Genomic DNA, 26,382 nt, shown 5'->3' with positions numbered 1-26,382 from the left:
ATCCTGGAGACAAAAAAAGGGCCCCGTGAAGGGCCCTTTCTGCATTCAATCACAACCGCGCGGGTTTCAGAAGAAACCACCGCGCTTCTGCCACCAACCGCCCTTCTTGGGCTTGGCATCGGTGCTGTCTTCCGTAGCCTTGACCGAGGTCACGACGGGTTCGGACGATGCCACGTTGGATTCGCGGTTGGCGCGGGCCGGCTTTGCCTCTTCGGCGGCCGGAGCAGGGGCCGGTGCAGCGACCGGAGCCGGTGCGGCAACCGGTGCTTCTTCGACGACGGTCTCGGCGAGAGGTGCCACCGGCGCAGCGACAACAGCGGCAGGTGCCACCTCGGCCACAGCTTCGGGCTCTGCGGTAGACTTTGCCTTGCGTGTGCGGCGCGGCTTCGGCTTGTCAGCTGCCGGAGCCTCCGCGGCGACGTCGGCGACAACTGCCTCGACGGCTTCTGCGGCTACGGCGTCGTCCGACTGGTCTTCGGCATCGTCGCCGTCACCATTGTCGTCGTTCTCGTCGGAAGCTTCCAGCGAGCCCTCTTCGCCCGGACGATTGCGACGGCCACCGCGCTTGCCGCGACGGCGGCGCTTGCGCTTCTGGGCGTCGTCGCCATTGCCATCACCTTCGGCCTCGACAGCGCGGATCTCACCATTGCTTTCGCCGGCATCGTCCTCGCCCTCGTCACCATCCTCGTCATCGAGGTCGGCACCGTTGTCACCATTCTGGGCATCGGCATGGGTGCCATTGCCGTTCTGGCCATTCTTGCCGCGACGACGACGACGACGCTTGCGCTTGCGATTGCCTTCTTCGCTGTCGGCGCGCGCCGGCTGCGGTGCGCTCTCGGCCTTGGCAGCAGCGACGACGACTTCTTCCTCGTCTTCTTCCTCCGGCTCCGGAACATAGTCGTCTTCTTCCTCGATCTCGGGGAGGAGCGACATCAGGCTTTCGATCTTCACCGGGTTCTCGACGGCTTCGCCGCGCTCGATGGTGAAGTGCTGCGAGCCGCCATGTTGCGCCGGCATGCCGCCGTCGATGACGATCGAAACGCCGAAGCGGCCTTCGTAATCGACGATCGTGTCACGCTTCTGATTGAGCAGGTAGAGCGCAGTCTCAGGCGTCGTGTGCACGATGATGTCGTGTGTCGTCGCCTTCAGCAGGAACTCCTCGATGCCGCGCAGGACATGCAGGGCAACGGACGACTGCGAGCGGATGAGGCCGGTGCCTGCGCAATGCGGGCAGACCTGCGTGGTCGATTCCAGAACCGAGGCGCGAATGCGCTGGCGCGACATTTCGAGCAGGCCGAAATGCGAGATGCGGCCGACCTGGATGCGGGCGCGGTCGTTCTTCAGGCAATCCTTCAGCTTCTTCTCGACAGCGCGGTTGTTGCGCTTTTCTTCCATGTCGATGAAGTCGATGACGATCAGGCCGGCCAAGTCGCGCAGACGAAGCTGACGAGCCACTTCTTCCGCGGCTTCCAGGTTCGTCTGGAGGGCTGTGTCCTCGATCGAGTATTCGCGGGTCGAGCGACCGGAGTTGACGTCGATGGAGACGAGCGCTTCCGTCTGGTTGATGATGATGTAACCACCGGACTTCAGCGTCACCTGCGGCTGCAGCATCTTGTCGAGCTGGGCTTCGATGCCCGAGCGCGCGAAGATCGGATGCAGATCGCGATACGGCTGAACCACCTTGGCATGGCTCGGCATCAGCATCTTCATGAAGTCTTTCGCTTCACGATAGCCTTCTTCGCCCGAGACGATGATCTCGGAAATGTCCTTGTTGTAGAGGTCTCGGATCGAGCGCTTGATCAACGATCCTTCTTCATAAACCAGGCACGGCGCAGTCGAAGCGAGCGTCAGCGTGCGGACGTTCTCCCAAAGGCGCATCAGATATTCGAAGTCGCGCTTGATCTCGACCTTGGTGCGGTTTGCACCGGCGGTACGCAGGATCACGCCCATGCCCTGCGGCACTTCGAGGCCGCGAGCGATTTCCTTGAGACGCTTGCGGTCTGTCGGCTGGGTGATCTTGCGGGAAATGCCGCCGCCACGCGCCGTGTTCGGCATCAGGACCGAGTAACGGCCGGCGAGCGACAGATAGGTGGTAAGCGCTGCACCCTTGTTGCCGCGTTCTTCCTTGGCAACCTGCACCAGCAGGATCTGCCGGCGCTTGATCACTTCCTGGATGCGGTACTGTTTGCGCGGCTTGCGCTGGACGCGATCCGGAACCTCTTCCATGGCGTCTTCTGCGCCAACGGATTCGATTTCTTCCTTTTCCTCGATGTGATCGTCGTCATCATCGTCGCCGTCATCATCGTCACGACGGCCGCCACGGCGTCCGCCGGCTTCCTCGGAGATTTCGTCCATGTCGACCATGGCAGCGATCGTGCCGCCTTCAGCATCGTCGGAACCTTCGCTGCCCTCTTCGGAAGCGGTCTCCTCAGTGGCTGCCTTCTTGGCGCGCGGCTTGCGAACGCGCTTCGGCTTGGCCTTGGCAGCGGGCTCTTCGGCGACGTGTTCTTCCTCGACAGCGGCTGCAGCGGCGACATCTGCGTCGGCTTCGGCCGCGAGTTCTGCCGCAACGTCGTCGACGATTGCCGAGGCAACCGAATTGATGGTGTTGATGCCGATGTCAGGCTGATCCTGCAGGGCAGGGTCGTTGAAGACCTCGTCGCCCTCGACGTCGTTTTCCTTGCGATGCTCTTCGGCTTCCGCACGAAGCAGCGCCTGACGGTCGGCGAGCGGGATCTGGTAGTAGTCGGGGTGAATTTCGGCGAAGGCCAGGAAGCCGTGGCGGTTGCCGCCGTAGTCAACGAAAGCGGCCTGCAGCGAGGGCTCGACCCTCGTTACTTTCGCCAGATAGATGTTGCCGCGTATCTGCTTCTTGTGTTGGGATTCGAAGTCGAATTCTTCAATACGGTTACCGCGAACGACGACAACGCGCGTCTCTTCTTCGTGAGACGCGTCGATTAGCATTTTGTCTGCCATTTAAGCTGTGCTCCTCGGCGCCCTCGGTCGGTGGTCCACCCGCGCGCTGAACTTTAAAGCGGCTGGAACCTAGCGGACTGTGCGCCGGATATAGATGTAGACGCACGGAGGACCGGGTTTGCAGCATACGGACGGACAACGGGACACTTTCTGATCCCGATCCGTTCCTGGTCATGTCAACCTGCTGCAAAGACATCAAAAACCGTACGTCAACGACAATGATATGGACCCCTCGGGGTCCGATGAATGCTCGGTGAAGAGCTTTTGGTGGAGAGCCACCGATGCTGTGCCGACCCTTGCCGGCGTGTTGAACCAGTTTCAGGAAAAAATGCGGAGACGGCAGATGAATGTCCGGTTGAACAGGCGCCAATTCCATTGTCTGAGGTTGGCAGCCGTAGGCGGAAACTCTATCCCGTTTGCACTTTTATCCCTCGTTTGCCTTGTATGTTTTCTACGTCACAATAGCAAGAGCAAACGGATTTATGCCATAATGGCAGTGAATTAGGGGAAGTGCTTCACTCTGTGTGATTCCGAGGGAAAAAGCGGTTGTTAACCGCAATTTTAACAGCCATCGGGCCGGCACAACGAAGCATGCGGCGGACAATCTGGGAAAATGGCGCACTGTGCGACTTGTGATTAAGGTCACAGTTTTGTTGCGACCATGACGGGGGGCAGGATTTGAGAAGAGTTTTGGCGCGGTCGGCGGGACGAAAACTCGCGCTCTGGAGCCGAATCGTTCTGGCGACGAGCCTGTTTGTCGTGGCGCCCCTGTCGGTCGTGCCCGATCTCGCCCGGGCCGTGACGGCCGTCGTGCCATCCGACCGGCTGGTCGCCTTTGGCGCGCGGATTGCCGGTGACGAAGCTCGCACCCGCATCGTTCTGGACTTCGACCGGCCACCGACCATCGAGACCCGTTACATCGCCAATCCGGACCGGATCGTCGTCGATCTGCCGGCGACCGCCTTTGCCTTTGCCAAGGCCGACCTGAAGGCCACCGGCCTGTTCAGCGACATTCGCTACGGATCAATGGACGCGGCCTCCGCCCGTCTCGTCCTGACGGCTGCCCGTCCCGCACGCCTTGTGACGGCAGACGTGAAGCCGAACGAGAATGGTGATGGCTACCGACTGGTGCTCGATGCTGAGCTGGTTCCCGAACAGGATTTCGCAGCACTCGTGTCCGGCCAGGCCTGGACGGGGCAGTCGTCAGACGCGGCCGTGACCGACGCGGTGCCCGTCGCTGCAGCAGCGGCTGACGAGTTCGTCATCGCGATCGATGCGGGTCATGGCGGCATTGATGCCGGCGCCACGGGGGCGTCGACCAAGGCGTCGGAAAAAGACATCACGCTCGCCTTTGCCAAGATCCTCAACGAAAAGCTCAAAGGCCTGCCCGGCATCCGCGCCGTCATGACGCGCGACACCGACAAGTTCCTGTCGTTGTCCGAGCGGGTCCTGATCGCAAGGCAGAAGGGCGCGGATCTCCTGATCTCGCTGCATGCCGACACGCTGCGCCAGGCCGATATCCGAGGTGCTACCGTCTACACGATCTCCGACAAGGCGTCCGACCATATGGCCGCCCAGCTCGCCGAGCGCGAAAACTTCTCCGATACGATCGGTGGCGTCGAGCTTCCGACCGAAACGGAAGCCGAGGTCGGCGACATCCTGCTCGACCTGACCCGGCGCGAGACCCAGGCCTTCTCGATCGCCATGGCCCAGGCGGTGGTCGGCTCCTTCGACGGCCAGATTTCGCTGATCAACAATCCCCACCGTCATGCCGGCTTCCGCGTGCTCCAGGCGCCCGATGTGCCCTCGGTGCTGCTCGAGCTCGGTTTCCTCTCCAACAAGGACGACGAGAAGCTGCTGCTCGATCCTGTCTGGCGGGAGAAGGTAGCCGGTTTGCTGGTCGACGCGATCAAGCGCTATCGGCAGCCTGATCTCGCCAATGGCGGTTAGGCCACACCCCGGAATGAACCTGTGAGCGAGCCGCGCTTCGGCGGCGGGCGGCCCTATTTTCCTCACATTGTGCCCGTTATTCAGGAAGATCGCACGGGCCGGGCATTGTCGAATCGTCCTGCATGTGCAGGAAATCTGCATGACTTGCCAACCATGGCATGACGTGCAAAACGCCACAGGGTGTGCGAAGCTCGTCGCGGCGCGCGAAACCTGAAGCAGAGCCGGTAGCGGAAACATGATCAGACTGATTGGATATCTCTTCGGATTGGCGTCCGTGCTGGCGCTCGGCGTCGCGGCCGTCGTCGCCGTCTATCTGAACGGGGTGACCAAGGACCTGCCGAATTATGAGGTTCTGGCCAGCTACTCGCCGCCGGTGACAACGCGCATCCACGCCGGCAACGGCGCGCTGGTCGCGGAATACGCCCGCGAGCGCCGCCTCTTCCTGCCGATCCAGGCGATCCCGGACCGTGTGAAGGCTGCCTTCCTCTCGGCCGAAGACAAGAATTTCTACAACCACCCGGGCGTCGATATCTACGGCCTCGGTCGCGCCATCCTGGTCAACGTCCAGAACCTCGGTTCCGGCCGCCGCCCGGTCGGTGCTTCGACGATCACCCAGCAGGTGGCGAAGAACTTCCTTCTGTCGTCGGACCAGACCATGGACCGCAAGATCAAGGAAGCGATCCTGTCCTTCCGCATCGAGCAGGCCTATTCGAAGGACAAGATCCTCGAACTCTATCTCAACGAGATCTTCTTCGGCCTGAACGCATATGGGATCGCGGGCGCGGCACTCACCTATTTCGACAAGTCGGTCACCGAACTCACGATTGCCGAGACGGCTTATCTCGCGGCCCTGCCCAAGGGACCGAACAACTATCATCCCTTCCGTCGCACCGAAGCAGCGCTCGAGCGCCGCAACTGGGTCATCGATCGCATGGTGGAGAATGGCTTCGTCGCCCGCGAAGAAGCCGAGGATGCCAAGAAGCAGCCGCTCGGCGTCAATCTGCGCCGCTCCGGCTCGTCACTCTTCGCCTCCGACTATTTTGCTGAAGAAGTCCGTCGCCAGATCATCGAGAAGTATGGCGACAAGTCGCTTTACGAAGGTGGCCTCTCGGTCCGCACGTCGCTCGACCCGCAGATGCAGATCTCGGCCCGCAAGGCTTTGCAGTCGGCACTGCTGACCTATGATCAGCGTCGTGGTTTCCGCGGCCCGATCAAGCAGATCCCGGTCGAAGGCGACTGGGGCGTTCCTCTCGCCGAAATCCCGGCACTTGCCGATGTGCCGGAGTGGCAGGTAGCCGTCGTCCTCGACGTGGCCGCAGATGGCGTCGATATCGGCCTGCAGCCCGCCAAGGAAGCAGGCGGCAAGGTGGTTGCCGAACGCGCCCGTGGTCGCATTGCACCCGACAACATGGAATGGGCCTATCGCTCGGCAACCGGTGACCGCAAATCTGCGAAGTCGCCGGAAGGCGTCCTCGCGCCGGGTGACGTCGTCTATGTCGAAGCCCTGGAAGAAGGTGCAAGCGCCTATCGTCTGCGCCAGCTACCGAAGGTACAGGGCGGTCTCGTCGCCATGGACCCGCATACCGGCCGCGTACTCGCGCTCGCCGGTGGCTTCTCCTATTCACAGTCTGAGTTCAACCGCGCCACCCAGGCCATGCGCCAGCCCGGTTCGTCCTTCAAGCCCTTCGTCTACGCGGCAGCGCTCGACACCGGCTACACCCCGGCTTCGGTTATTCTCGACGCTCCTGTCGAGTTTGTCTCGGGCGGCCAGGTCTGGCGTCCGCAAAACTACGGCGGCGGCTCGGCCGGTCCCCAGACGCTGCGTCTTGGCATCGAGAAGTCGCGAAACCTGATGACGGTTCGGCTTGCCAATGACATGGGCATGAACCTGGTGGCGGAATATGCCGAACGCTTCGGCATCTACGACAAGATGAACCCGGTGCTTGCCATGTCGCTCGGCTCTGGTGAAACCACCGTGCTGCGCATGGTTTCAGCCTATGCCGTGTTCGCCAACGGCGGCAAGCAGATCAAGCCGACGCTGATCGACCGTATTCAGGACCGTCACGGCAAGACCATCTTCCGCCACGAAGACCGGATCTGCGAGGCCTGTAACGCCGAGGCCTTCAACGGCCAGGAAGAGCCTCTCGTCGTCGACAACCGTGATCAGGTTCTCGATCCGATGACCGCCTACCAGATCACCTCGATGATGGAAGGTGTTGTCACGCGCGGAACGGCTGCCGGCAAGATCAAGCTCGACCGTCCGGTCGCTGGCAAGACGGGCACGTCGAATGACGAAAAGGACGCCTGGTTCGTCGGTTACACGCCGGATCTCGTGGCCGGGGTCTATATCGGCTTCGACACGCCGGCTCCGCTCGGCCGTGGCTCGACCGGTGGCTCGCTTGCAGCCCCCGTCTTCAACGACTTCATGCAGATGGCGACCGCCAATACGCCGCCGGGCAAGTTCTTCGTTCCGGAAGGCATGAGCTTCATCCCGGTCAATCGCACCACCGGCATGTTTGCTCTTGAGGGCGAGCAGGACACGATCATCGAAGCCTTCAAACCCGGCACCGGCCCGGCCGATACGCTCTCGATCATCGGCATGGACGGCTATGCGCCGCCGGAAGAGATCCTGCGCGACTCGCCGCAGGCCAATCAGGCCGTGACCTCGGGTTCCGGCGGCCTGTTCTAACCCCCTCCTTGCCATCAGTCGCTGCCCGGCTCTTTACATCAGAGCCGGGCGCAACTATGCGAGGGGCCAGATTTTCACCAGTTTCAGAGGTTGAGAACGCAACGCATGCGCAATGAAATCGAGAATGTCGTCGACGAAATCAAGCAGGCCATAAGCCTGCTGAGGAGGCATCTTTGACTGGGACCAGGCGATAAGACGACTGGACTGGTTGAATAACAAGGCAGAGGACCCGAACCTCTGGAATGATGCCCAGGAAGCCCAGAAGCTGATGCGCGAGCGCCAGCAGCTGGATGACAGCATTGCTGGCGTGAAGCGTCTCGAACAGGCGATGAACGACAACATCGAGCTGATCGAGATGGGTGAGGAAGAGGGCGACGAAAGCGTCGTCAAGGACGCCGAAGACCAGCTGAAGGCGCTGAAGACCGAGGCGGCTCGCCGCCAGGTCGAGGCCATGCTGTCTGGCGAAGCCGACAGCAACGACACCTATATCGAAGTTCACTCCGGCGCCGGTGGCACCGAGAGCCAGGACTGGGCGAACATGCTTCTGCGCATGTATACCCGCTGGGCCGAACGCTCGGGCTTCAAGGTGGAAGTGCTGGAAGTGCATGACGGCGAAGAAGCCGGCATCAAGTCCGCGACCATTCTGGTCAAGGGCCACAATGCCTATGGCTGGATGAAGACGGAATCCGGCGTTCACCGCCTGGTCCGCATCTCGCCATACGACTCGAACGCCCGCCGTCACACGTCCTTCTCGTCGATCTGGGTCTATCCGGTTGTCGATGACTCGATCAACATCGAGATCAACGAAAGCGACTGCCGCATCGATACCTATCGTTCGTCGGGCGCCGGCGGCCAGCACGTCAACACGACCGACTCGGCCGTGCGTATCACCCATATCCCGACCGGCATCGCGGTTGCCTGCCAGCAGGAACGCTCGCAGCACAAGAACCGTGCCAAGGCTTGGGACATGCTGCGTGCCCGTCTCTACGAGGTCGAGCTGAAGAAGCGCGAAGAAGCCGCCAATGCCGAAGCCGCCTCCAAGACGGATATCGGCTGGGGTCACCAGATCCGCTCCTACGTCCTGCAGCCCTACCAGCTGGTCAAGGATCTGCGTACAGGCGTCGAAAGCACGGATCCGGATAGCGTACTGAACGGCGAAATCAACGAGTTCATGGAAGCAGCGCTTGCGCACCGCATCAGCGGCAAGGCCTCCGAGGTTTCAGACATCGACTGATGTTAGTGATCGGCTCTTGAATGACAAAAGGCGGGGCGCCGGGCGCTCCGCCTTTTTTGTATCCGGTCGACAGGGCAGCCGTTCAGTTGCTCGCCCGTTCCACCCTGATGTCGCCGAGCTCGTCGATCAACACGGTCCATTCCTCGACCCGGTCGGTGTCTGGCGTCGTCTTGAGATAAACGGTGGCGAAAAAGCCGGGCGTGCCGGAGACCCCGGTCATGCTTTCCGGTCGAATGCCGGTGACGTACGGCTTGAGCGCGGTTAATTCTTCGAGCTCCACGCTCTCGACAAGCCGCAAGCCGCTTTCGGCAGAGGCGACCATCTGCAGATGAATGCGCGCCGTCCGGTCCGGTTGGCGGATGGCGACCAGCTTGTAATAGCCGCGCTCGCCGGCCGTGACATCAGTCTCGACACCGGCCACGCCCTCGGGCCCCGATTCCCAATAGCCGCCGCTGATCACGAAAGTCGCCGTCAGCGGCAATTGGTCGATCTCGTCTGCGACCGCCGGAGACGAGAGCATGAGCGAGAGCAGCAATGCGGCCGAGCTGAATACCTTCATCAGAACCTCAATCGGAAAACTGTTCGGCGATGATCCGGTCGGACCAGGATCGATCAGGGTCGGAGAGGATGCGTGCCGTAGTTTCCTCCGACTGCGAAATCTCCACCCTCAGAACCGATTTGACCTCCGTATGATCCGCCACCGCGTTCACCGGACGCTTTTCCGGCTCAAGCACTTCCAACACCACCGTCACCTTGTTCGGCAGCAGCGCTCCACGCCAACGGCGCGGACGAAAGGCGCTGACGGGCGTGAGCGCGAGAAGCGGTGCTTCCAGCGGCAGGATCGGCCCATGGGCGGAAAGGTTATAGGCGGTCGAACCGACGGGTGTTGCCACCATCAGCCCGTCACAGATCAGCTCCTCGAGCCGCACCTTGCCGTCGATCACCACTCGCAGCTTTGCCGCCTGATAGGATTGCCGCAGCACCGAGACCTCGTTGATCGCAAGCGCAAACGAGCTCGAACCATCGGCATTGCTGGTGGTCATTTTCAGCGGGTGAAAATCATTCTCGACAGCGACCGCGATTCGCTCGGTGAGATTGTCCGTCGAATACTCGTTCATCAGAAAGCCGACCGAGCCCCGGTTCATGCCGTAGATCAGCTTGCCGCTGTTCATCGTGTCATGCAGCGTCTGCAGCATGAAGCCGTCGCCGCCCAGCGCCACGATCACATCGGCCTCGGCCGGTTCGGTATGGCCGTAGAGGCGAATCAGTTCCTGGCACGAAGCCTGGGCTTCGTCCGTGTTGGAAGCGATGAAGGCGAGCGACCGGAACGTGCGAGACATGGCGAGCCCTGATGAAATGTCGCCAAGTGGTACATGACATCTACCTGTAACCACAAGCCGTTTCGCCCCCAAAACGGTTCGGCTCCCGGTGGCGTGATCAGCCTGGGAGAGGCGTGGATATTCACCATCTGCGCTAACCTTGCGCTGATTTTTTGCTTTACCGCAAATCGATTTCCGCCTAAACAGCGGCCACTGCCCTTGTAGCTCAGTTGGTAGAGCACCTGATTTGTAATCAGGGGGTCGCGGGTTCGAACCCTGCCGGGGGCACCACTTCTCATCAGAATTGATCGCATTTGCCATTGTCCTTGCGGGCAATTCTTTGGCATGGTCGGCCAACAGCCGAGGGAGACCCGATGCGCGTACCGATTTTGGCCGGCCTGGCTCTGGCCGCGACAGCCGTTTTGATCCTTCCGGTGGAAAGCCGGGCGGCAAACATCAAATACAGCTGTGAGGACGGCACCTCCCTGACCGTGACCTTCAGCGAAAAGGCGGCAGACGTCACGCTTCCCGATGGATTGAAGTTCTCGCTTCCGCAGCAGACCGCTGCCAGCGGTTTCTGGTATTCGGACGGTCGCTATGAATTGCGCGGCAAGGGCGAGGAACTGCAGTTCGCCGTCGGCCGTATGGCGCCCGTCACCTGTCGCGATGCCGGAGAAGCCACCGGACAGTTCGATCGCGCGACACGCGCCGAGGTGGAACTGGCCGAGAAGGACACCGGCTTCGACATGAAGGGCAAGCTCACCTGTCTGCGCTACCCGAATTTCGCCCTGAAGCAACTCGACCTCGGCGAAAAGGGAGCTGCCGGTCTCTACATCGCCTCCTCGGAAGGCCCATGCCAGCTCAACCCCACGCTCGATCGCAAGATCGAGGATGATACGGCTGGCTATATCTGGGGCGCAGTCGGCCCTTACGCCTTCTTCCGCGGTGCCGATGGCTGGAATGGTGGCTTGCCGTTCGTGATCTATGATGCCCGCACCGGGACGCGCCTGATGGATGATGTGGTGGCTGGCGAGTTTGCCGGCCTGACGCTGGTCGGCGAAGATCTCACCCTGCGCTACAGGCGCACCTACGCGGCGTCCTGCTCGCTCATCGCTGCCGCAGATACCTGCGCGGCAACCATTCGTCAGGAGCTTGGCCTCAAGCCCGATCGCGCCATGCCGGATTGCCGCGCCGCCTACCAGCCGGCCATCGACGCGGATCCGAACGCAGCCAAGGACATCGAGGCCTGGCCGAGCGTCATCGACTACCCCGTCGAGCGCAAGCTTTCGACCACCGGTACGTCGCTTGTCGCCGTCGACGGCGAACTCACCTGCCGCCCGTCCATGTGACAGGGCGACAGGAAGGCTCGAGAATCAATCCTCTGCGTCGAGGCGCGCGGCCTCCTGGATGTCGCGCAACAGGTCGGGCAGGGCGCTCTGCACGCGGTTCCAGCTCGGCATGAAGGGTGTGGCGTTCGGCTTGTCGAGATAGACCTGACCCGCCTCGATTAGATTGGCGGCGAAGAGCTCAACCGCCTGTTCTTCCCGGTGGCGATCGGTCGTCAGCCCGTTCATCCGCGCGTCGTGATAATAGGTTTCCACCAGATCCAGTGCTGTCCGGTAATAGGTCGCCTTCAGCGTGCGGAACGAATCCTGGCTGAACACCACGCCATCGGTCGCAAGCTTGCGATACAGCGCCTTGGTGATGTCGACAGACATGCGCGACAGGCCCTTGGCCGCATCTTCGGGCGACAGCGGCTGGTGCTTGTGGTCATAGGCGTCAGCAATATCCACCTGGCAGATCGAATGGTTGGAATAATTGCGCCACAGCTCCGACAGCACGCCGATCTCCAGCCCCCAGTCCGATGGAATACGGATGTCGGAGAGGATCTGCGTCTGCATGGCGAATTCGCCGGCCAGCGGATAGCGGAAGGCCTTGAGGTAATCGATGTAGGGATGGTGACCGACAACCTTTTCGAGGCTGAGCAGCAGCGGGGTCACCAACAGCCGCGTCACCCGGCCATTCAGCGACCGATCGGCAATGCGCGGGTAGTAGCCCTTGGAAAAGACGTAAGGAAAACGCGGATTGGCGACGGGATAGACGAGCCGCGCCAGCATGTCGCGCGAATAAGTGGTGATGTCACAGTCATGAAGGGCCACGACGCCTGCCTGGCGGGACGCCAGCACATAACCCATGCAGAACCAGACATTGCGCCCCTTGCCCGGCTGGTCGGGCGAAAGGTCCTCCGCCTTCAGCTTCTCGTCCACGGCGCGAAGCCGCGGCCCATCATGCCAGAGGATCGTATGCTTCTGCGGCAGGCGTGAGAAATACTGTTTGGCGCGCCGGAACTGGTCCTCATCCGCCTGGTCGAGGCCGATGACGATTTCCGCGATGTAGGGCGCCTGGGAAAGTTCGGAAACAATGTTCTCGAGGGCCGGGGCCTCGAGCTCGGAATAGAGCGACGGCAGGATAAGCGTGATCGGTCGCGATGCCGAAAAGACTGAGAGCTCCTTCTCCATCCGTTCCAGCGAGCGCTCCCTGAGATTGTGCAGGGTGGCAACCACGCCATTCTGGTGAAAATCCGCCATGTTCTAGTCCTTTCGTGATGACGCCGGTTGCGGCCGGCTCAGAGAAACCCCGTGGCAACGAGTTGATGGATCATGATGTTCCAGCCCTCCGGGCCGGATTGTTCCGAGCGCAGGATCGCCCCCTGTCTTTCCCGTTCCGTGACCGGCAAGGCCTTGTGTGCGGGATTGGCGATGATGATGCCGCAATCGGCGGCTTCCAGCATGGCGAGATCATTCGGCGCATCGCCGAGCGCCACGGTGCGGACAGGTTCTGCCACTTGGCGCTGAAAATGCGAGACCACCTCCGCCATGCGCTCGGCCTTCGAGGTCTTAGGCATCAGGGTGAAGAAGCGCCCGCCTTGAACGGCTGTGAGACCCCGCGCGTCAAGAAGTCCGATAAAGGCCTCTCTCTGCGCCTCGGTGCCGGTAAAGCGCCCCGGCTCGGAAAAGTGCCGTTGGCGCGCGAGTTCGGCTGCGCGGAGTGGCAGTCCCGTCTCCTCGGAAACACGCGCAACGTCCCAGTCGCCAAAGCCTTCGAAACAGGCGCCGAGCTCCTTAGGTAATTCCCTAAGAAAAGAACGCAGGTGGCTGTAAGGACTCGACGAATGCCGATCGTGAGGCGCATCGTCTTTGCCAAGGCCGACAACGCCCGCGCCGTTTTCCACGATCATCGGATAGGAAATCCTGATCGCTTCCGCGATCGGACGCATCTCGGCTTCCGTCTTGCTGCTCGCCAGGATCAGGGGAATGCCCCGTGACTGCAGGAGGTCAAGCGCCGGCCATGCCGCCTCGAAGGAATAGCTGTCATGGTCGAGCAGCGTTCCGTCGAGGTCGGTGAAGACGAGCTTCATCAGCCCTTGGTCGCCAGATGCTGGCGCGATGCATAGAGCGCGATCGCAGCGGCGTTCGATACGTTGAGCGACTTGATCGCACCGGGCATGTCGAGGCGGGCGAGGGCGGAGACGGTTTCCCGCGTCTTCTGCCTCAGCCCCTTGCCCTCGGATCCCAGCACCAGCGCAATGCGGTCGCCTGTCAGCGTGCCTTCCATCGGTGCCGGACCTTCCGAATCAAGGCCGACCGAGAAGAAACCGAGCTTGTGCAGCTCATTCAGCGCATCGGCGAGATTGGTCACCTGGATATAGGGGATCAGTTCCAGCGCGCCCGAGGCAGATTTCGCCAGCACACCCGATTCCGTCGGGCTATGCCGTTGCGTGGTAATGACGGCGCCTGCATCGAAGGCGACCGCGGAGCGCATGATCGCGCCGACATTGTGCGGGTCTGTCACCTGGTCGAGCACGAGGATCAGCGGGCTGTCCTTCAGTGCCTCAAGCCGGCGCGGGGGCAGGGGCCGCGTCTCGAGCATGACACCCTGATGGATCGCTTCCGGTCCGAGGATCTTGTCGAGATCCTGCGGTGTCACCGTCTCGAAGGGAATGCCGAGGTTTTCCACAGATGGAATCTCAAGCCGCACCAATGCATTTTGCGTCGCCGAAAGCTTGATCAGCTTACGTTCGGGATTGTCGAGAGCGGCGCGCACGGTGTGCAGGCCGTAGAGCAAAACCTGCTCCGGCGCGAGCTTCGGCGGCGTCCAGTCAGCATTGCTCTTGCGCGGCTTCTGCGGCCCGGGAGTGGGGATTTCGCCCCGCTCACGCTTGGCATCGCGCACCTGTCGGCGCAGCGTCGCATAATGGGTGTCACGGGCGGTTTTGTCGATTTTCGGATCTTTGGCCATGCGCTCTTATAACCATGGGCAAGGGGCGGGCATAGACCTGTGCGGAAAATCCCGTGTGTGTCGGGCCTATGAAACTTTTCGGAATTTTTCGTCAAACTTCGTGTTGACATGAGCCGGTTGGGCCGTCATATACCCGCCGCAGATCAGGGGGCGACGCACTCTGGTCTGGACTACAAAGCTTGGTCGCCAGATCCGGACGAAAGAATGGAGAGATGCCCGAGTGGTTAAAGGGGACGGACTGTAAATCCGTTGGCTCAGCCTACGTTGGTTCAAATCCAACTCTCTCCACCATTCGTCCTCGGATCTGAATATGCGGGTATAGCTCAATGGTAGAGCAGCAGCCTTCCAAGCTGAATACACGGGTTCGATTCCCGTTACCCGCTCCAGACACCTTCCAGCCCTAACATCTGATTTTTAAACGGTTTTCCACCGTTGCCTCTCCTTGCGTGAAGTGCTTTGCGCGGCGGCAGGATTCGGCTGTGGAAACCCTGTATTTCGGCCTCCGGAAGGCTTGTCATTTAACGCTTGCGCATTGCGCATGAAAGCCTTAAACGGCGGGACCAAACCGGTTCGCCGGGGCAACCCCGTTTCGTTCACAGGAAGCATTCAAATGGCAAAGAGTAAGTTTGAGCGCAACAAGCCGCACGTCAACATCGGCACGATCGGCCACGTCGACCACGGCAAGACGTCTCTGACGGCAGCGATCACCAAGTACTTCGGTGAGTTCAAGGCCTACGACCAGATCGACGCAGCTCCGGAAGAAAAGGCACGCGGCATCACCATCTCGACGGCACACGTCGAGTATGAGACGGCCAACCGTCACTACGCCCACGTCGACTGCCCCGGCCACGCCGACTACGTCAAGAACATGATCACCGGTGCTGCCCAGATGGACGGCGCGATCCTGGTTTGCTCGGCTGCTGACGGCCCGATGCCGCAGACCCGCGAGCACATCCTGCTCGCCCGTCAGGTTGGCGTTCCCGCGATCGTTGTCTTCCTCAACAAGGTTGACCAGGTCGACGACGCGGAACTTCTGGAACTCGTCGAACTCGAAGTTCGCGAACTCCTGTCGTCCTACGACTTCCCCGGCGACGACATCCCGTTCGTCAAGGGCTCGGCTCTGGCTGCTCTGAACGACAGCAACAAGGAAATCGGCGAAGACGCAGTTCGCGCGCTGATGGCCGCTGTTGACGACTACATCCCGACGCCTGAGCGTCCGGTTGACCAGCCCTTCCTGATGCCGATCGAAGACGTGTTCTCGATCTCTGGCCGTGGTACGGTTGTGACCGGCCGCGTTGAGCGTGGTATCGTCAAGGTTGGCGAAGAAGTCGAATTCGTCGGCATCCGCGACACCAAGAAGACGACGGTTACCGGCGTTGAAATGTTCCGCAAGCTGCTCGACCAGGGCCAGGCCGGCGACAACATCGGCGCACTGGTTCGTGGTATTCAGCGTGACGACGTCGAGCGTGGTCAGGTTCTGTGCAAGCCGGGTTCGGTCAAGCCGCACAAGAAGTTCATGGCAGAAGCCTACATCCTGACGAAGGAAGAAGGCGGCCGTCATACGCCGTTCTTCACGAACTACCGTCCGCAGTTCTACTTCCGCACGACGGACGTGACCGGTATCGTGTCGCTTCCGGAAGGCACGGAAATGGTTATGCCGGGCGACAACGTCACGGTTGCTGTTGAGCTGATCGTTCCGATCGCGATGGAAGAAAAGCTGCGCTTCGCTATCCGCGAAGGTGGCCGTACCGTCGGCGCCGGCATCGTCGCCTCGATCATCGAGTAATACTGTCCCGCAAGGGATAATGAGGCCCCGCTGGAAACAGCGGGGCCTTTTTTCGTTAGGGATCAAGATGCAGATCAGCGCCGGGCAAACCAATTCGATCCAGAGCTTTCGCCACGAAATGAGGGGCGCCGGGTGCTGGGGCGCCTGTTACGAGGTGGCCTGCTTCATTGAGCATCAATTCGGTTGGCGGCGGGTTGATGGGGTGTACGCATTGCCGGATGGCCGCCCGATCTTCTACCACTCCTGGAATATGCTTGATGATGGTGTCATTTTGGACGGCACAGCCGACCAGTTCGGCGAGGGGCGAGATGTCGCGGTTTGCTCGACGGGTGACGATGTCTCATTGAGATACAGACAGAAATTCACTGCCGCACATAACCCCTTGATCACACCGTGGCTCGCTGGTGTGTCCTATACAGGCGTGCCTGATCAAGAGTTCTGGGATCGTGCAGAGGCGTCCAGACAGTTGAAGCCCGGATGGTGGTTGGCCAATCCCACACTCTATCTTTCATGGTTCAGGAGAGGCGCTCGACTCTACCCCATGTTTGCAAAAATGAGGGACCGCTACCGAGAGCGCGGTTATGAGGTGAGCCGTCTCGTCTGATGGGTGAGGGAAGCTCACGCCCTTTCGAGGAGCTGCTCTTCTGCAAGCCGCAACAGATCCGTCACCAGATAACCATTGATCGTCATTCCGGTGAGATCGCATTCGGCGATCGAAGTATCGGCAAGGCTCGCAAAGCGGATCGTGCTGCCATTGAGATCCACATGGGTGACGCTTGCGGTATGCATCACCACATTTTCCATCACCACCGCGTTCATGGCGACGTTGCGCACGACCATCTGGTCGGCATTGGCATCGGTGATCAGGCAGCGCCCGAGATCCACATTGCTGAACACTGCCTCCTTCAACGACACATCGGTGAAGCGCGCTTCAGTCAGGTCACTGTCGTCGAATTCCGAGCCGGGCAGGGCGGCATTGCTGATACGGATCATGTCTGTCCTCCGCGGGGCGCCGCAGACGAGTATCAGTCAAAGCGGAGAGTCTGGCAAGCGGCGGCTCTCTGACCATTTTTCAACACGGATCGTGTCGGGAATTTCCTGACGGAGCCGCCGCATGGCTCCCATGCAGGAGCGGTCCTTCTGGTCCGGTCCAGATGTGGTTACCACTGAAACGATCGTGATTCGCGAGTGTGGCCAAGTCCGCGCTCCATTCTGTGGACCCGCAAAACATGGCCCTGAAATCACCAGTCGCCGCTGTCTGCATCTCCCTGTTGATGTCGCTCGCTCTTTCTTCGACCGCGGCCAAGGCGGAGGAGAGCCCGTTTGTCTGGAGCGCCACGGGCTCGCCGGAGGATCTCGGCATCCGCACCGGCCTTGCGCTCGACTTGCCCGGGCGTCCGCGATTCGGCTCCGAATCAAATCTGCGCCTATCAACGGGAAGCCAATCCGGGACCGTCCATCCGCCGCTGCGTCTGTGGGGCGAGGTAGACGTCAGAAAGAGCGATGTGGCGCCGGCGTCCGTCGGTGTCCGCCTTGATCTCGTGAGTGGTGCTGCCCGGGCGGCGTTGCGCCAGTCTCGGACCATCACCGCCGAGGGGCCGGCGGTCGTGTCGCTCAACCGGACATTCGAAGCCGGACGACGCAGCAACGGAGAATCAGCCTTCCTGGCAAGGCAGGATCTGCGCCTGGCATTCAGTGATATTGACACCATCGTGACCGGCGGCATTCTCATGGACAACAAGGCACCATTTCGGGCGGAGGTCGGCCTGGAAAAGAACCTTCGCCCCGGTATCCGGCTCAATGCGACGCTGTCTGATCTGGCCCACAAGCCGAACGCCCGCCTCAATGCGCGCTTCGAGCGCCAGTGGTAAGCGATGTCACTGACGGCAGTGGTGAAAAGCCGAAAAAAGACACTTGCCAATCCGGCGCGCCCGCCTTAAAGGGTGCGTCATGCCTCGGACGGGAGCGTTTCTGTCCGGTGTAAGGCTTAGGGGTATAGCTCAGTTGGTAGAGCGGCGGTCTCCAAAACCGCAGGTCGTCGGTTCAAGCCCGGCTGCCCCTGCCAAGTCGCACGGCGCGCTTTAGGGCCGCGACGAGCGTAAATATCTGGCAAAGCCGAAAAAGTGCTGGAGAACATTTCCTCTTGTGAAAAGGGGAAACGGTCTCTATGTAGGGTTCAAACAGACACGCGGTGCGTGGGGCTGACCAAGGTCGGCTTTACGCGCCGTAAATGCGTGGGCATTAAATGGCATCCAAGGGTAATCCATTCGCGTTTCTGCAGCAGGTTCGCTCCGAGACGTCCAAGGTGACGTGGCCCTCGCGTCGCGAGACCATGATTTCGACGCTCATGGTCCTGGCGATGGTGTTTTTCGCTGCGCTGTTCTTCTTCGGCGCGGACCAGCTGATCAGCTGGTTGCTCAGCCTCGTGCTGAGCGTCGGCAATTAATCGGGCGGGAACGAACATGGCGGCACGTTGGTATATCGTCCACGCGTATTCAAATTTTGAAAAGAAGGTCGCGGAAGACATCGAGCACAAGGCCAAGCAGAAGGGTCTTGATCATCTCTTCGAAAAGATCCTCGTTCCGACCGAAAAGGTCGTCGAGGTTCGTCGCGGCCGCAAGGTGGATAGCGAACGCAAGTTCTTCCCAGGCTATGTCATGGTGCGGGCAAACCTGACCGACGAAGCCTACCACCTGATCAAGAATACCCCGAAGGTTACGGGCTTCCTCGGTTCCGACAACAAGCCGGTTCCGATCCCGGATTTCGAGGCTGAGCGCATCCTGGGCCAGGTCCAGGAAGGCGTAGAGCGTCCGAAGTCCTCCGTATCCTTCGAAATCGGCGAACAGGTTCGCGTCTCCGACGGTCCCTTCGCCTCCTTCAACGGGATCGTCCAGGATGTGGACGAAGAGCGTTCGCGCCTCAAGGTCGAGGTCTCGATCTTCGGTCGTGCGACCCCCGTCGAACTCGAATACGGTCAGGTCGAGAAGGTCTGATCGGAGAAGGGGAGGCAGCTCCCCGACCCGCGTGGGAGGATGGCGGTCTCTAAGCCGGACCGTCCAGACGTACCACGCAACCGCAGCCGCCAGCGAATGCTGGCATATGGGATCGGGCAACCGGTCTGAAATGAAAGGCAGAGAGTAATGGCTAAGAAAGTTGCAGGCCAGCTCAAGCTCCAGGTCAAGGCAGGATCGGCTAACCCGTCCCCGCCGATCGGCCCGGCTCTTGGTCAGCGTGGCATTAACATCATGGAATTCTGCAAGGCGTTCAACGCCGCCACGCAGGAAATGGAAAAGGGTATGCCGATCCCGGTCGTCATCACCTATTACCAGGACAAGTCCTTCACCTTCGCAATGAAGCAGCCGCCGGTCACCTACTGGCTGAAGAAGGAAGCAAAGATCACCTCTGGCTCGAAGACTCCGGGCAAGGGTGCGAAGGTCGGTACGATCACCAAGGCGCAGGTCCGCGCAATTGCCGAAGGCAAGATGAAGGATCTGAACGCCGCCGACATCGAGGGCGCAATGCTGATGGTTGAGGGCTCTGCCCGCTCCATGGGCCTGGAAGTGGTAGGTTGATCATGGCCAAGGTAGCAAAGCGTATTCAGAAGATCCGCGAAGGCGTGGACCCGACCAAGCTGGTCGCCCTCTCCGACGCCATCTCGATGGTCAAGGAACGTGCCGTCGCCAAGTTCGACGAAACGATCGAAATCGCCATGAACCTCGGCGTTGACCCGCGTCACGCAGACCAGATGGTCCGCGGCGTGGTCAACCTGCCGAACGGTACCGGCCGTGACGTTCGCGTCGCCGTCTTCGCACGTGGCGCCAAGGCTGATGAAGCCAAGGCTGCTGGTGCAGACATCGTCGGCGCCGAAGACCTGCTGGAAATCGTCCAGGGCGGCAAGATCGACTTCGATCGCTGCATCGCCACCCCGGACATGATGCCGCTCGTCGGTCGCCTCGGTAAGGTTCTCGGCCCGCGTGGCATGATGCCGAACCCGAAGGTCGGTACGGTCACCATGGACGTCGCTGGCGCCGTCAAGGCTTCCAAGGGCGGTGCCGTTGAGTTCCGCGTCGAGAAGGCTGGTATCATCCACGCCGGCATCGGCAAGGCTTCCTTCGACGCCAAGGCGCTCGAAGAAAACATCAAGGCTTTCGCTGACGCCGTCGTCAAGGCAAAGCCGGCTGGCGCCAAGGGCAACTACGTCAAGCGCGTAGCGATCTCTTCGACCATGGGCCCGGGCGTCAAGATCGACCCGTCCACGGTCGCCTGATCATGAATTCGGCCGGAGTGCAAACTCCGGCCTGACCAAGTTTCCGGCCTTTCGGGGCCGGAAATGCCTGGTGTCAAAAGCCAGGCACTCCTGTCCGAGATTGTGGGCGGCCGAAGGGCCTTAATATTTGCCTGCATGAGACGGGTGAGATCCGGTATTTAAACGTCTGATGACGTCTTGAAGTTCGGTTCGAGCCTTATTCGCCTTTTGGCTGGACGCTTAAGTCCAACCGGAGGGGACAGGATCCTCAAGCGTCGCTTGGGATCTCTCAATAGATCCCCTGAGGCAAAGGCAAACCCGGTGGGGCCTGCAGGATTGCGGTCCCATCAACTGGAGACAGACAGTGGAAAGAGCGGAAAAACGCGAATTCGTCACAGAACTGAACGAAGTCTTCAAGGCTTCCGGTTCGGTTGTTGTGGCCCACTATGCTGGTGTCACGGTTGCGCAGATGAACGATTTTCGTTCGAAGATGCGCGCTGCTGGCGGCACCGTCAAAGTCGCGAAGAACCGCCTGGCCAAGATCGCTCTTCAGGGCACGGAAGCCGAAGGGATCACTGATCTCTTCAAGGGCCAGACGCTGATTGCATTCAGCGCTGATCCGATTGTGGCTCCGAAGGTCGTCATGGATTTCGCCAAGACCAACGACAAGATCGTTGTCCTCGGTGGCGCCATGGGAACAACCACCTTGTCCGCAGATGCAGTCAAGTCGCTTGCGACCCTGCCTTCGCTGGACGAACTGCGTGCAAAGCTGCTGGGCATGATTCAGACCCCGGCAACCCGCATCGCAGGCGTTGTGGCAGCACCGGCAGCTCAGCTTGCTCGCGTGTTTGCGGCCTATGCAAAGAAGGACGAAGCCGCGTAAGGCGGTTTTTCGCTGTTCATACCCTAACCCGTTCGTGTCGAACCGAACATCTATAAGGAAATAGTAACATGGCTGATCTCGCAAAGATCGTTGAAGACCTCTCCTCTCTGACCGTTCTGGAAGCCGCTGAGCTTTCCAAGCTGCTCGAAGAAAAGTGGGGCGTTTCGGCTGCTGCTCCTGTAGCCGTTGCTGCTGCTGGCGGTGGCGCTGCTGCTGCTCCGGCTGAAGAAGAAAAGACTGAATTCGACGTCATCCTGACGGATGCCGGCGCCAACAAGATCAACGTCATCAAGGAAGTCCGCGCCATCACCGGCCTGGGCCTCAAGGAAGCCAAGGATCTCGTCGAAGGCGCTCCGAAGGCTGTCAAGGAAGCCGTTTCGAAGGCTGAAGCTGCTGACCTCAAGAAGAAGCTTGAAGACGCCGGCGCTAAGGTCGACGTTAAGTAATATCGGAATGCGGCGGGGGAAGGTTTCCTTCTCCCGCCCGTTTCCTCCGAACATATTACCCAGGAACCGTATGAAACCGGTTCCTGGGTAATGGGTTCTCAAGAGGATGGTCTTGACCCGCGTGCCCGGCAAACCGGCCGGCCGCCCGGATCTCGAGACGAGATTGAGCGATCCATTTTTTGACGGAGCCGCCTGGCCAGCGGTCACCGTCTGTTGCAGGCCCGGGTGCAAACTGACAAGGAGCGACGATGGCTCAGACCCTTACCTTTAACGGTCGCAGGCGCGTACGCAAGTTTTTCGGAAAAATTCCAGAAGTCGCAGAAATGCCGAACCTCATTGAGGTTCAGAAGGCATCTTATGACCAGTTCCTCATGGTCGACGAGCCGCAGGGCGGCCGTCCCGAAGAGGGGCTTCAATCCGTTTTCAAATCTGTATTCCCGATCACCGATTTCTCCGGCGCGTCCATGCTGGAATTCGTGTCCTACGAATTCGAGCCGCCGAAGTTCGACGTCGATGAATGCCGCCAGCGCGATCTGACCTATGCCGCACCGCTGAAGGTCACGCTGCGCCTCATCGTGTTCGATATTGACGAGGATACGGGCGCACGCTCGATCAAGGACATCAAGGAACAGTCCGTCTACATGGGCGACATGCCGCTCATGACGAACAACGGTACCTTCATCGTCAACGGCACCGAGCGCGTTATCGTCTCGCAGATGCACCGTTCGCCGGGTGTCTTCTTCGACCACGACAAGGGCAAGTCCCACTCCTCGGGCAAGCTTCTGTTCGCTGCCCGCGTCATCCCGTATCGCGGTTCCTGGCTCGACATCGAATTCGACGCCAAGGACATCGTGCACGCCCGTATCGACCGTCGCCGCAAGATCCCCGTGACCTCGCTGCTGATGGCGCTTGGCATGGACGGCGAAGAAATCCTGTCGACCTTCTACTCGAAGTCCGTCTACGAGCGTGATGGCAAGGGCTGGCGTTTCCCGTTCAACCCGGAGACCCTCAAGGGTGCGAAGGCCATTTCCGATCTCGTCGACGCCGATAGCGGCGAAGTCGTGGTCGAAGGTGGCAAGAAGCTCACCCCGCGTCTTCTGCGTCAGCTGACCGACAAGGGCATCAAGTTCCTGAAGGCCTCCGACGAAGACCTGTTCGGCAACTACCTTGCCGAAGACCTGGTCAACATGTCGACCGGTGAAATCTACATGGAAGCCGGTGCGGAAATCGACGAAAAGTCGCTTCCGCAGATCCTCGAGTCCGGCTTCGAGGAAATCCCGATCCTCGGCATCGACCACATCAACGTTGGCGCCTACATCCGCAACACGCTGTCGGCCGACAAGAACGAGAACCGTCAGGACGCTCTGTTCGACATCTACCGCGTCATGCGTCCGGGTGAACCGCCAACCATGGACTCGGCGGAAGCCATGTTCCAGTCGCTGTTCTTCGATAGCGAGCGCTACGACCTGTCGGCCGTTGGTCGCGTCAAGATGAACATGCGTCTCGACCTCGATTGCCCGGATACCGTCCGCGTTCTGCGCAAGGACGACATCCTGGCCGTCGTCAAGATGCTGGTCGAACTGCGTGACGGCAAGGGCGAGATCGACGACATCGACAACCTCGGCAACCGTCGTGTTCGCTCCGTCGGCGAGCTGATGGAAAACCAGTACCGTCTCGGCCTGCTCCGCATGGAGCGCGCGATCAAGGAACGCATGTCGTCGATCGAAATCGACACCGTCATGCCGCAGGACCTGATCAACGCCAAGCCGGCTGCTGCTGCCGTCCGCGAATTCTTCGGCTCCTCGCAGCTGTCGCAGTTCATGGACCAGGTGAACCCGCTTTCGGAAATCACCCACAAGCGCCGTCTCTCGGCTCTTGGACCGGGTGGTCTGACCCGCGAGCGCGCAGGCTTCGAAGTCCGCGACGTTCACCCGACCCACTACGGCCGTATTTGCCCGATCGAAACGCCGGAAGGCCCGAACATCGGTCTGATCAACTCGCTCGCAACCTTTGCCCGGGTCAACAAGTACGGCTTCATCGAAAGCCCGTACCGCAAGATCATCGACGGCAAGGTGACGAAGGACGTCGTCTATCTCTCCGCTATGGAAGAAGCGAAGTACTACGTCGCCCAGGCCAACTCTGAACTGACGGCCGATGGCCAGTTCGTTGAAGAGTTCGTCGTCTGCCGTCACTCTGGCGAAGTTATGCTGTCCCCGCGCGACACCATCAACCTGATGGACGTTTCGCCGAAGCAGCTGGTTTCGGTTGCGGCCGCTCTCATCCCGTTCCTCGAAAACGACGACGCCAACCGCGCTCTCATGGGCTCGAACATGCAGCGTCAGGCCGTGCCGCTTCTGCGTGCCGAAGCCCCGTTCGTTGGAACCGGCATGGAGCCGATCGTGGCCCGTGACTCCGGCGCCGCCATCGGTGCCCGTCGCGGCGGCGTGGTCGACCAGGTCGACGCGACGCGTATCGTTATCCGCGCCACGGAAGATCTCGATCCGTCCAAGTCGGGCGTCGATATCTACCGTCTGCAGAAGTTCCAGCGTTCGAACCAGAACACCTGCGTCAACCAGCGTCCGCTGGTCACCGTCGGTGACATCCTGAACAAGGGCGACATCATCGCGGACGGTCCGTCGACCGACCTCGGCGACCTGGCTCTCGGCCGCAACGCGCTCGTCGCGTTCATGCCCTGGAACGGCTACAACTATGAGGACTCGATCCTCATGTCGGAGCGTATCGTCTCGGAAGACGTCTTCACCTCGATCCACATCGAGGAATTCGAAGTCATGGCCCGCGACACCAAGCTTGGTCCGGAAGAAATCACGCGCGACATTCCGAACGTTTCGGAAGAAGCGCTGAAGAACCTCGACGAAGCCGGTATCGTCTACATCGGTGCGGAAGTTGCTCCTGGTGACATCCTGGTCGGCAAGATCACCCCGAAGGGCGAAAGCCCGATGACGCCGGAAGAAAAGCTTCTGCGCGCCATCTTCGGTGAAAAGGCCTCCGACGTTCGCGACACCTCGATGCGCATGCCTCCGGGCACCTTCGGCACCGTCGTCGAAGTTCGCGTTTTCAACCGCCACGGCGTTGAAAAGGACGAACGTGCGATGGCGATCGAGCGCGAGGAAATCGAACGCCTCGCCAAGGACCGCGACGACGAGCAGGCGATCCTCGACCGTAACGTCTACGGCCGTCTGATCGACATGCTGCGTGGCCAGGTCTCGATTGCAGGCCCGAAGGGCTTCAAGAAGGGCGTCGAACTCACCAACGCCGTCGTCTCCGAGTATCCCCGCTCGCAGTGGTGGATGTTCGCAGTCGAAGACGAAAAGGTGCAGGGCGAACTCGAAGCGCTCCGTGGCCAGTACGACGAATCCAAGTCGCGCCTTGAACAGCGCTTCATGGACAAGGTCGAGAAGGTCCAGCGCGGCGACGAAATGCCCCCGGGCGTCATGAAGATGGTCAAGGTCTTCGTCGCTGTGAAGCGCAAGATCCAGCCAGGCGACAAGATGGCCGGCCGTCACGGCAACAAGGGCGTCGTGTCGCGCATCGTACCGGCCGAGGACATGCCGTTCCTCGAAGACGGCACCCATGTCGACATCGTCTTGAACCCGCTCGGCGTTCCCTCGCGTATGAACGTCGGTCAGATCCTCGAAACCCACCTTGCCTGGGCTTGCGCCGGCATGGGCAAGAAGATCGGTCAGATGCTTGAAGACTACCGTAAGCACCTCGACATCACCGATCTTCGCAAGGAACTGACGGAGATCTACGAGTCGGAAGCCCATGACGAAGTGAAGCACTTCGATGACGACGCGCTCGTCAAGCTCGCCGAAGAAGCCAAGCGTGGCGTATCCATCGCCACCCCGGTCTTCGACGGTGCGCATGAAAGCGACGTCTCCTCGATGCTGGAGCGTGCTGGTCTCGATCCGTCGGGTCAGTCGGTTCTGTATGATGGTCGTACCGGCGAAGCCTTCGACCGTAAGGTCACCGTTGGCTACATGTACATGATCAAGCTGAACCACCTGGTCGACGACAAGATCCACGCTCGTTCGATCGGTCCGTACTCGCTCGTCACCCAGCAGCCGCTCGGTGGTAAGGCGCAGTTCGGCGGTCAGCGCTTCGGGGAAATGGAAGTCTGGGCTCTGGAAGCTTACGGCGCCGCCTACACCCTGCAGGAAATGCTGACGGTGAAGTCGGACGACGTGGCCGGCCGTACCAAGGTCTATGAAGCGATCGTCCGCGGTGACGACACCTTCGAGGCCGGTATTCCGGAAAGCTTCAACGTTCTCGTCAAGGAAATGCGCTCTCTCGGCCTTTCCGTGGAACTCGAGAACTCCAAGCTCCTGCCGGAAGACGGTCAGCTGCCGGACGCAGCCGAATAACGCTTTGACAAAGGCGTGCGTGGTTCAAGCCGCGCACGCCATCCCCTGACTGACCCGCGGCCAAATACGGGACGGGAAGGGGAGTTTCGCCGCATTTCGCGGTTATTGTCATTTGAGGGTCTGGTGCGGCATCCCGGGAATCCGCCGCCACCGAGACCCGAAAGAGGGCTTC

General features: G+C 60.6%; 21 protein-coding genes and 4 tRNA genes. 18 read left to right on the top strand and 7 right to left on the bottom strand.

All coding sequences use genetic code 11. The annotated features are described in order from the left end of the window. Positions 1-66: 66 nt before the first annotated feature. Entirely contained in the window at positions 67-2,976 is a 2,910-nt protein-coding gene (locus tag AC02Y0_RS09990; protein WP_476383693.1) for an Rne/Rng family ribonuclease, read from the bottom strand. Between the two features lie 678 nt (positions 2,977-3,654). Between AC02Y0_RS09990 and AC02Y0_RS09985 the strand changes: the two genes are divergently transcribed. From AC02Y0_RS09985 to prfB, 3 genes are all read left to right on the top strand, one after another. Continuing rightward, positions 3,655-4,926 carry an N-acetylmuramoyl-L-alanine amidase gene (locus tag AC02Y0_RS09985; protein WP_476383692.1) on the top strand — a complete coding sequence of 424 codons (1,272 nt, stop codon included), beginning with the start codon at positions 3,655-3,657 and terminating at the stop codon, positions 4,924-4,926. 235 nt (positions 4,927-5,161) lie between these two features. Then, the gene (locus AC02Y0_RS09980; protein ID WP_476383691.1) at positions 5,162-7,615 is read left to right on the top strand and encodes a penicillin-binding protein 1A; all 2,454 of its coding nucleotides are present in this window, start codon (positions 5,162-5,164) and stop codon (positions 7,613-7,615) included. Between the two features lie 105 nt (positions 7,616-7,720). Then, positions 7,721-8,849, top strand: a protein-coding gene (gene prfB / locus AC02Y0_RS09975) for a peptide chain release factor 2 (protein ID WP_172450113.1) whose coding sequence is annotated in 2 segments (ribosomal slippage) — positions 7,721-7,789 and positions 7,791-8,849 — 1,128 coding nt in all. Because the reading frame shifts where the segments join, the coding sequence is not laid out codon by codon here. An 82-nt stretch (positions 8,850-8,931) separates the two neighbouring features. Here the strand turns inward: prfB and AC02Y0_RS09970 are convergent. Next, the gene (locus tag AC02Y0_RS09970) at positions 8,932-9,408 is read right to left on the bottom strand and encodes a hypothetical protein (RefSeq protein WP_476383690.1); all 477 of its coding nucleotides are present in this window, start codon (positions 9,406-9,408) and stop codon (positions 8,932-8,934) included. 7 nt (positions 9,409-9,415) lie between these two features. Further along, positions 9,416-10,189, bottom strand: coding sequence for an NAD kinase (locus tag AC02Y0_RS09965; RefSeq protein ID WP_444558884.1), 774 nt, complete (start codon positions 10,187-10,189; stop codon positions 9,416-9,418). 194 nt (positions 10,190-10,383) lie between these two features. Between AC02Y0_RS09965 and AC02Y0_RS09960 the strand changes: the two genes are divergently transcribed. After that, positions 10,384-10,459 (top strand) — tRNA-Thr (locus AC02Y0_RS09960). An 83-nt stretch (positions 10,460-10,542) separates the two neighbouring features. Next, complete coding sequence (locus tag AC02Y0_RS09955; RefSeq protein ID WP_476383689.1) at positions 10,543-11,517, top strand: MliC family protein; 975 nt, start codon at positions 10,543-10,545, stop codon at positions 11,515-11,517. Between the two features lie 24 nt (positions 11,518-11,541). Here AC02Y0_RS09955 and AC02Y0_RS09950 read toward each other — a convergent pair whose 3' ends face one another. The 3 genes from AC02Y0_RS09950 to rlmB are packed head-to-tail and all read right to left on the bottom strand — an operon-like array spanning position 11,542 to position 14,467. Beyond that, entirely contained in the window at positions 11,542-12,756 is a 1,215-nt protein-coding gene (locus AC02Y0_RS09950) for a glycosyltransferase family protein (protein ID WP_476383688.1), read from the bottom strand. Between the two features lie 38 nt (positions 12,757-12,794). After that, a complete protein-coding gene (locus tag AC02Y0_RS09945; RefSeq protein WP_476383687.1) occupies positions 12,795-13,586 on the bottom strand; it encodes an HAD-IIB family hydrolase in 792 nt (263 codons plus the stop codon). Further along, entirely contained in the window at positions 13,586-14,467 is an 882-nt protein-coding gene (rlmB, locus tag AC02Y0_RS09940) for a 23S rRNA (guanosine(2251)-2'-O)-methyltransferase RlmB (protein ID WP_102019751.1), read from the bottom strand. Before rlmB ends, AC02Y0_RS09945 begins: the two co-directional genes overlap by 1 nt. Before the next feature lie 206 nt (positions 14,468-14,673). Between rlmB and AC02Y0_RS09935 the strand changes: the two genes are divergently transcribed. From AC02Y0_RS09935 to AC02Y0_RS09920, 4 genes are all read left to right on the top strand, one after another. Beyond that, a tRNA-Tyr gene (locus tag AC02Y0_RS09935) sits at positions 14,674-14,758 on the top strand. A 21-nt stretch (positions 14,759-14,779) separates the two neighbouring features. Then, positions 14,780-14,853: transfer RNA gene (locus AC02Y0_RS09930), tRNA-Gly, on the top strand. 224 nt (positions 14,854-15,077) lie between these two features. Then, complete coding sequence (gene tuf / locus AC02Y0_RS09925) at positions 15,078-16,253, top strand: elongation factor Tu (protein WP_102019752.1); 1,176 nt, start codon at positions 15,078-15,080, stop codon at positions 16,251-16,253. Positions 16,254-16,320: 67 nt separating this feature from the next. After that, positions 16,321-16,857: a hypothetical protein gene (locus tag AC02Y0_RS09920; protein ID WP_476383686.1), complete on the top strand. Its 537-nt coding sequence runs from the start codon at positions 16,321-16,323 to the stop codon at positions 16,855-16,857. 14 nt (positions 16,858-16,871) lie between these two features. On the opposite strand, the gene AC02Y0_RS09915 is transcribed toward AC02Y0_RS09920, so the two are convergent. Further along, the gene (locus AC02Y0_RS09915) at positions 16,872-17,246 is read right to left on the bottom strand and encodes a pentapeptide repeat-containing protein (protein WP_102019754.1); all 375 of its coding nucleotides are present in this window, start codon (positions 17,244-17,246) and stop codon (positions 16,872-16,874) included. A gap of 236 nt (positions 17,247-17,482) precedes the next feature. On the opposite strand from AC02Y0_RS09915, the gene AC02Y0_RS09910 reads away from it, so the two are divergent. From AC02Y0_RS09910 to rpoB, 9 genes are all read left to right on the top strand, one after another. Then, positions 17,483-18,124, top strand: coding sequence for a hypothetical protein (locus tag AC02Y0_RS09910; RefSeq protein WP_476383684.1), 642 nt, complete (start codon positions 17,483-17,485; stop codon positions 18,122-18,124). A gap of 118 nt (positions 18,125-18,242) precedes the next feature. After that, positions 18,243-18,318, top strand: a tRNA-Trp gene (locus tag AC02Y0_RS09905). A gap of 180 nt (positions 18,319-18,498) precedes the next feature. Then, positions 18,499-18,699: a preprotein translocase subunit SecE gene (gene secE, locus AC02Y0_RS09900; protein ID WP_102019756.1), complete on the top strand. Its 201-nt coding sequence runs from the start codon at positions 18,499-18,501 to the stop codon at positions 18,697-18,699. 16 nt (positions 18,700-18,715) lie between these two features. After that, positions 18,716-19,246 (top strand): transcription termination/antitermination protein NusG, encoded by a 531-nt coding sequence (gene nusG, locus AC02Y0_RS09895; RefSeq protein WP_102019757.1) that lies wholly within the window; start codon positions 18,716-18,718, stop codon positions 19,244-19,246. Positions 19,247-19,393: 147 nt separating this feature from the next. After that, positions 19,394-19,825, top strand: a complete 432-nt coding sequence (rplK, locus tag AC02Y0_RS09890; RefSeq protein ID WP_006728786.1) for a 50S ribosomal protein L11 — start codon at positions 19,394-19,396, stop codon at positions 19,823-19,825. 2 nt (positions 19,826-19,827) lie between these two features. Further along, the gene (rplA, locus tag AC02Y0_RS09885) at positions 19,828-20,520 is read left to right on the top strand and encodes a 50S ribosomal protein L1 (RefSeq protein WP_476383683.1); all 693 of its coding nucleotides are present in this window, start codon (positions 19,828-19,830) and stop codon (positions 20,518-20,520) included. 343 nt (positions 20,521-20,863) lie between these two features. Further along, a complete protein-coding gene (rplJ, locus tag AC02Y0_RS09880; RefSeq protein ID WP_076395901.1) occupies positions 20,864-21,382 on the top strand; it encodes a 50S ribosomal protein L10 in 519 nt (172 codons plus the stop codon). A gap of 68 nt (positions 21,383-21,450) precedes the next feature. Further along, entirely contained in the window at positions 21,451-21,828 is a 378-nt protein-coding gene (rplL, locus tag AC02Y0_RS09875; RefSeq protein ID WP_076395903.1) for a 50S ribosomal protein L7/L12, read from the top strand. Between the two features lie 248 nt (positions 21,829-22,076). After that, positions 22,077-26,210: a DNA-directed RNA polymerase subunit beta gene (gene rpoB / locus AC02Y0_RS09870; RefSeq protein WP_476383682.1), complete on the top strand. Its 4,134-nt coding sequence runs from the start codon at positions 22,077-22,079 to the stop codon at positions 26,208-26,210. The last annotated feature ends 172 nt before the right edge of the window (positions 26,211-26,382 follow it).

It is taken from the genome of Allorhizobium sp. nf9_anc (assembly GCF_056323085.1).
This window is presented reverse-complemented; position numbering and strand designations above follow the sequence as displayed.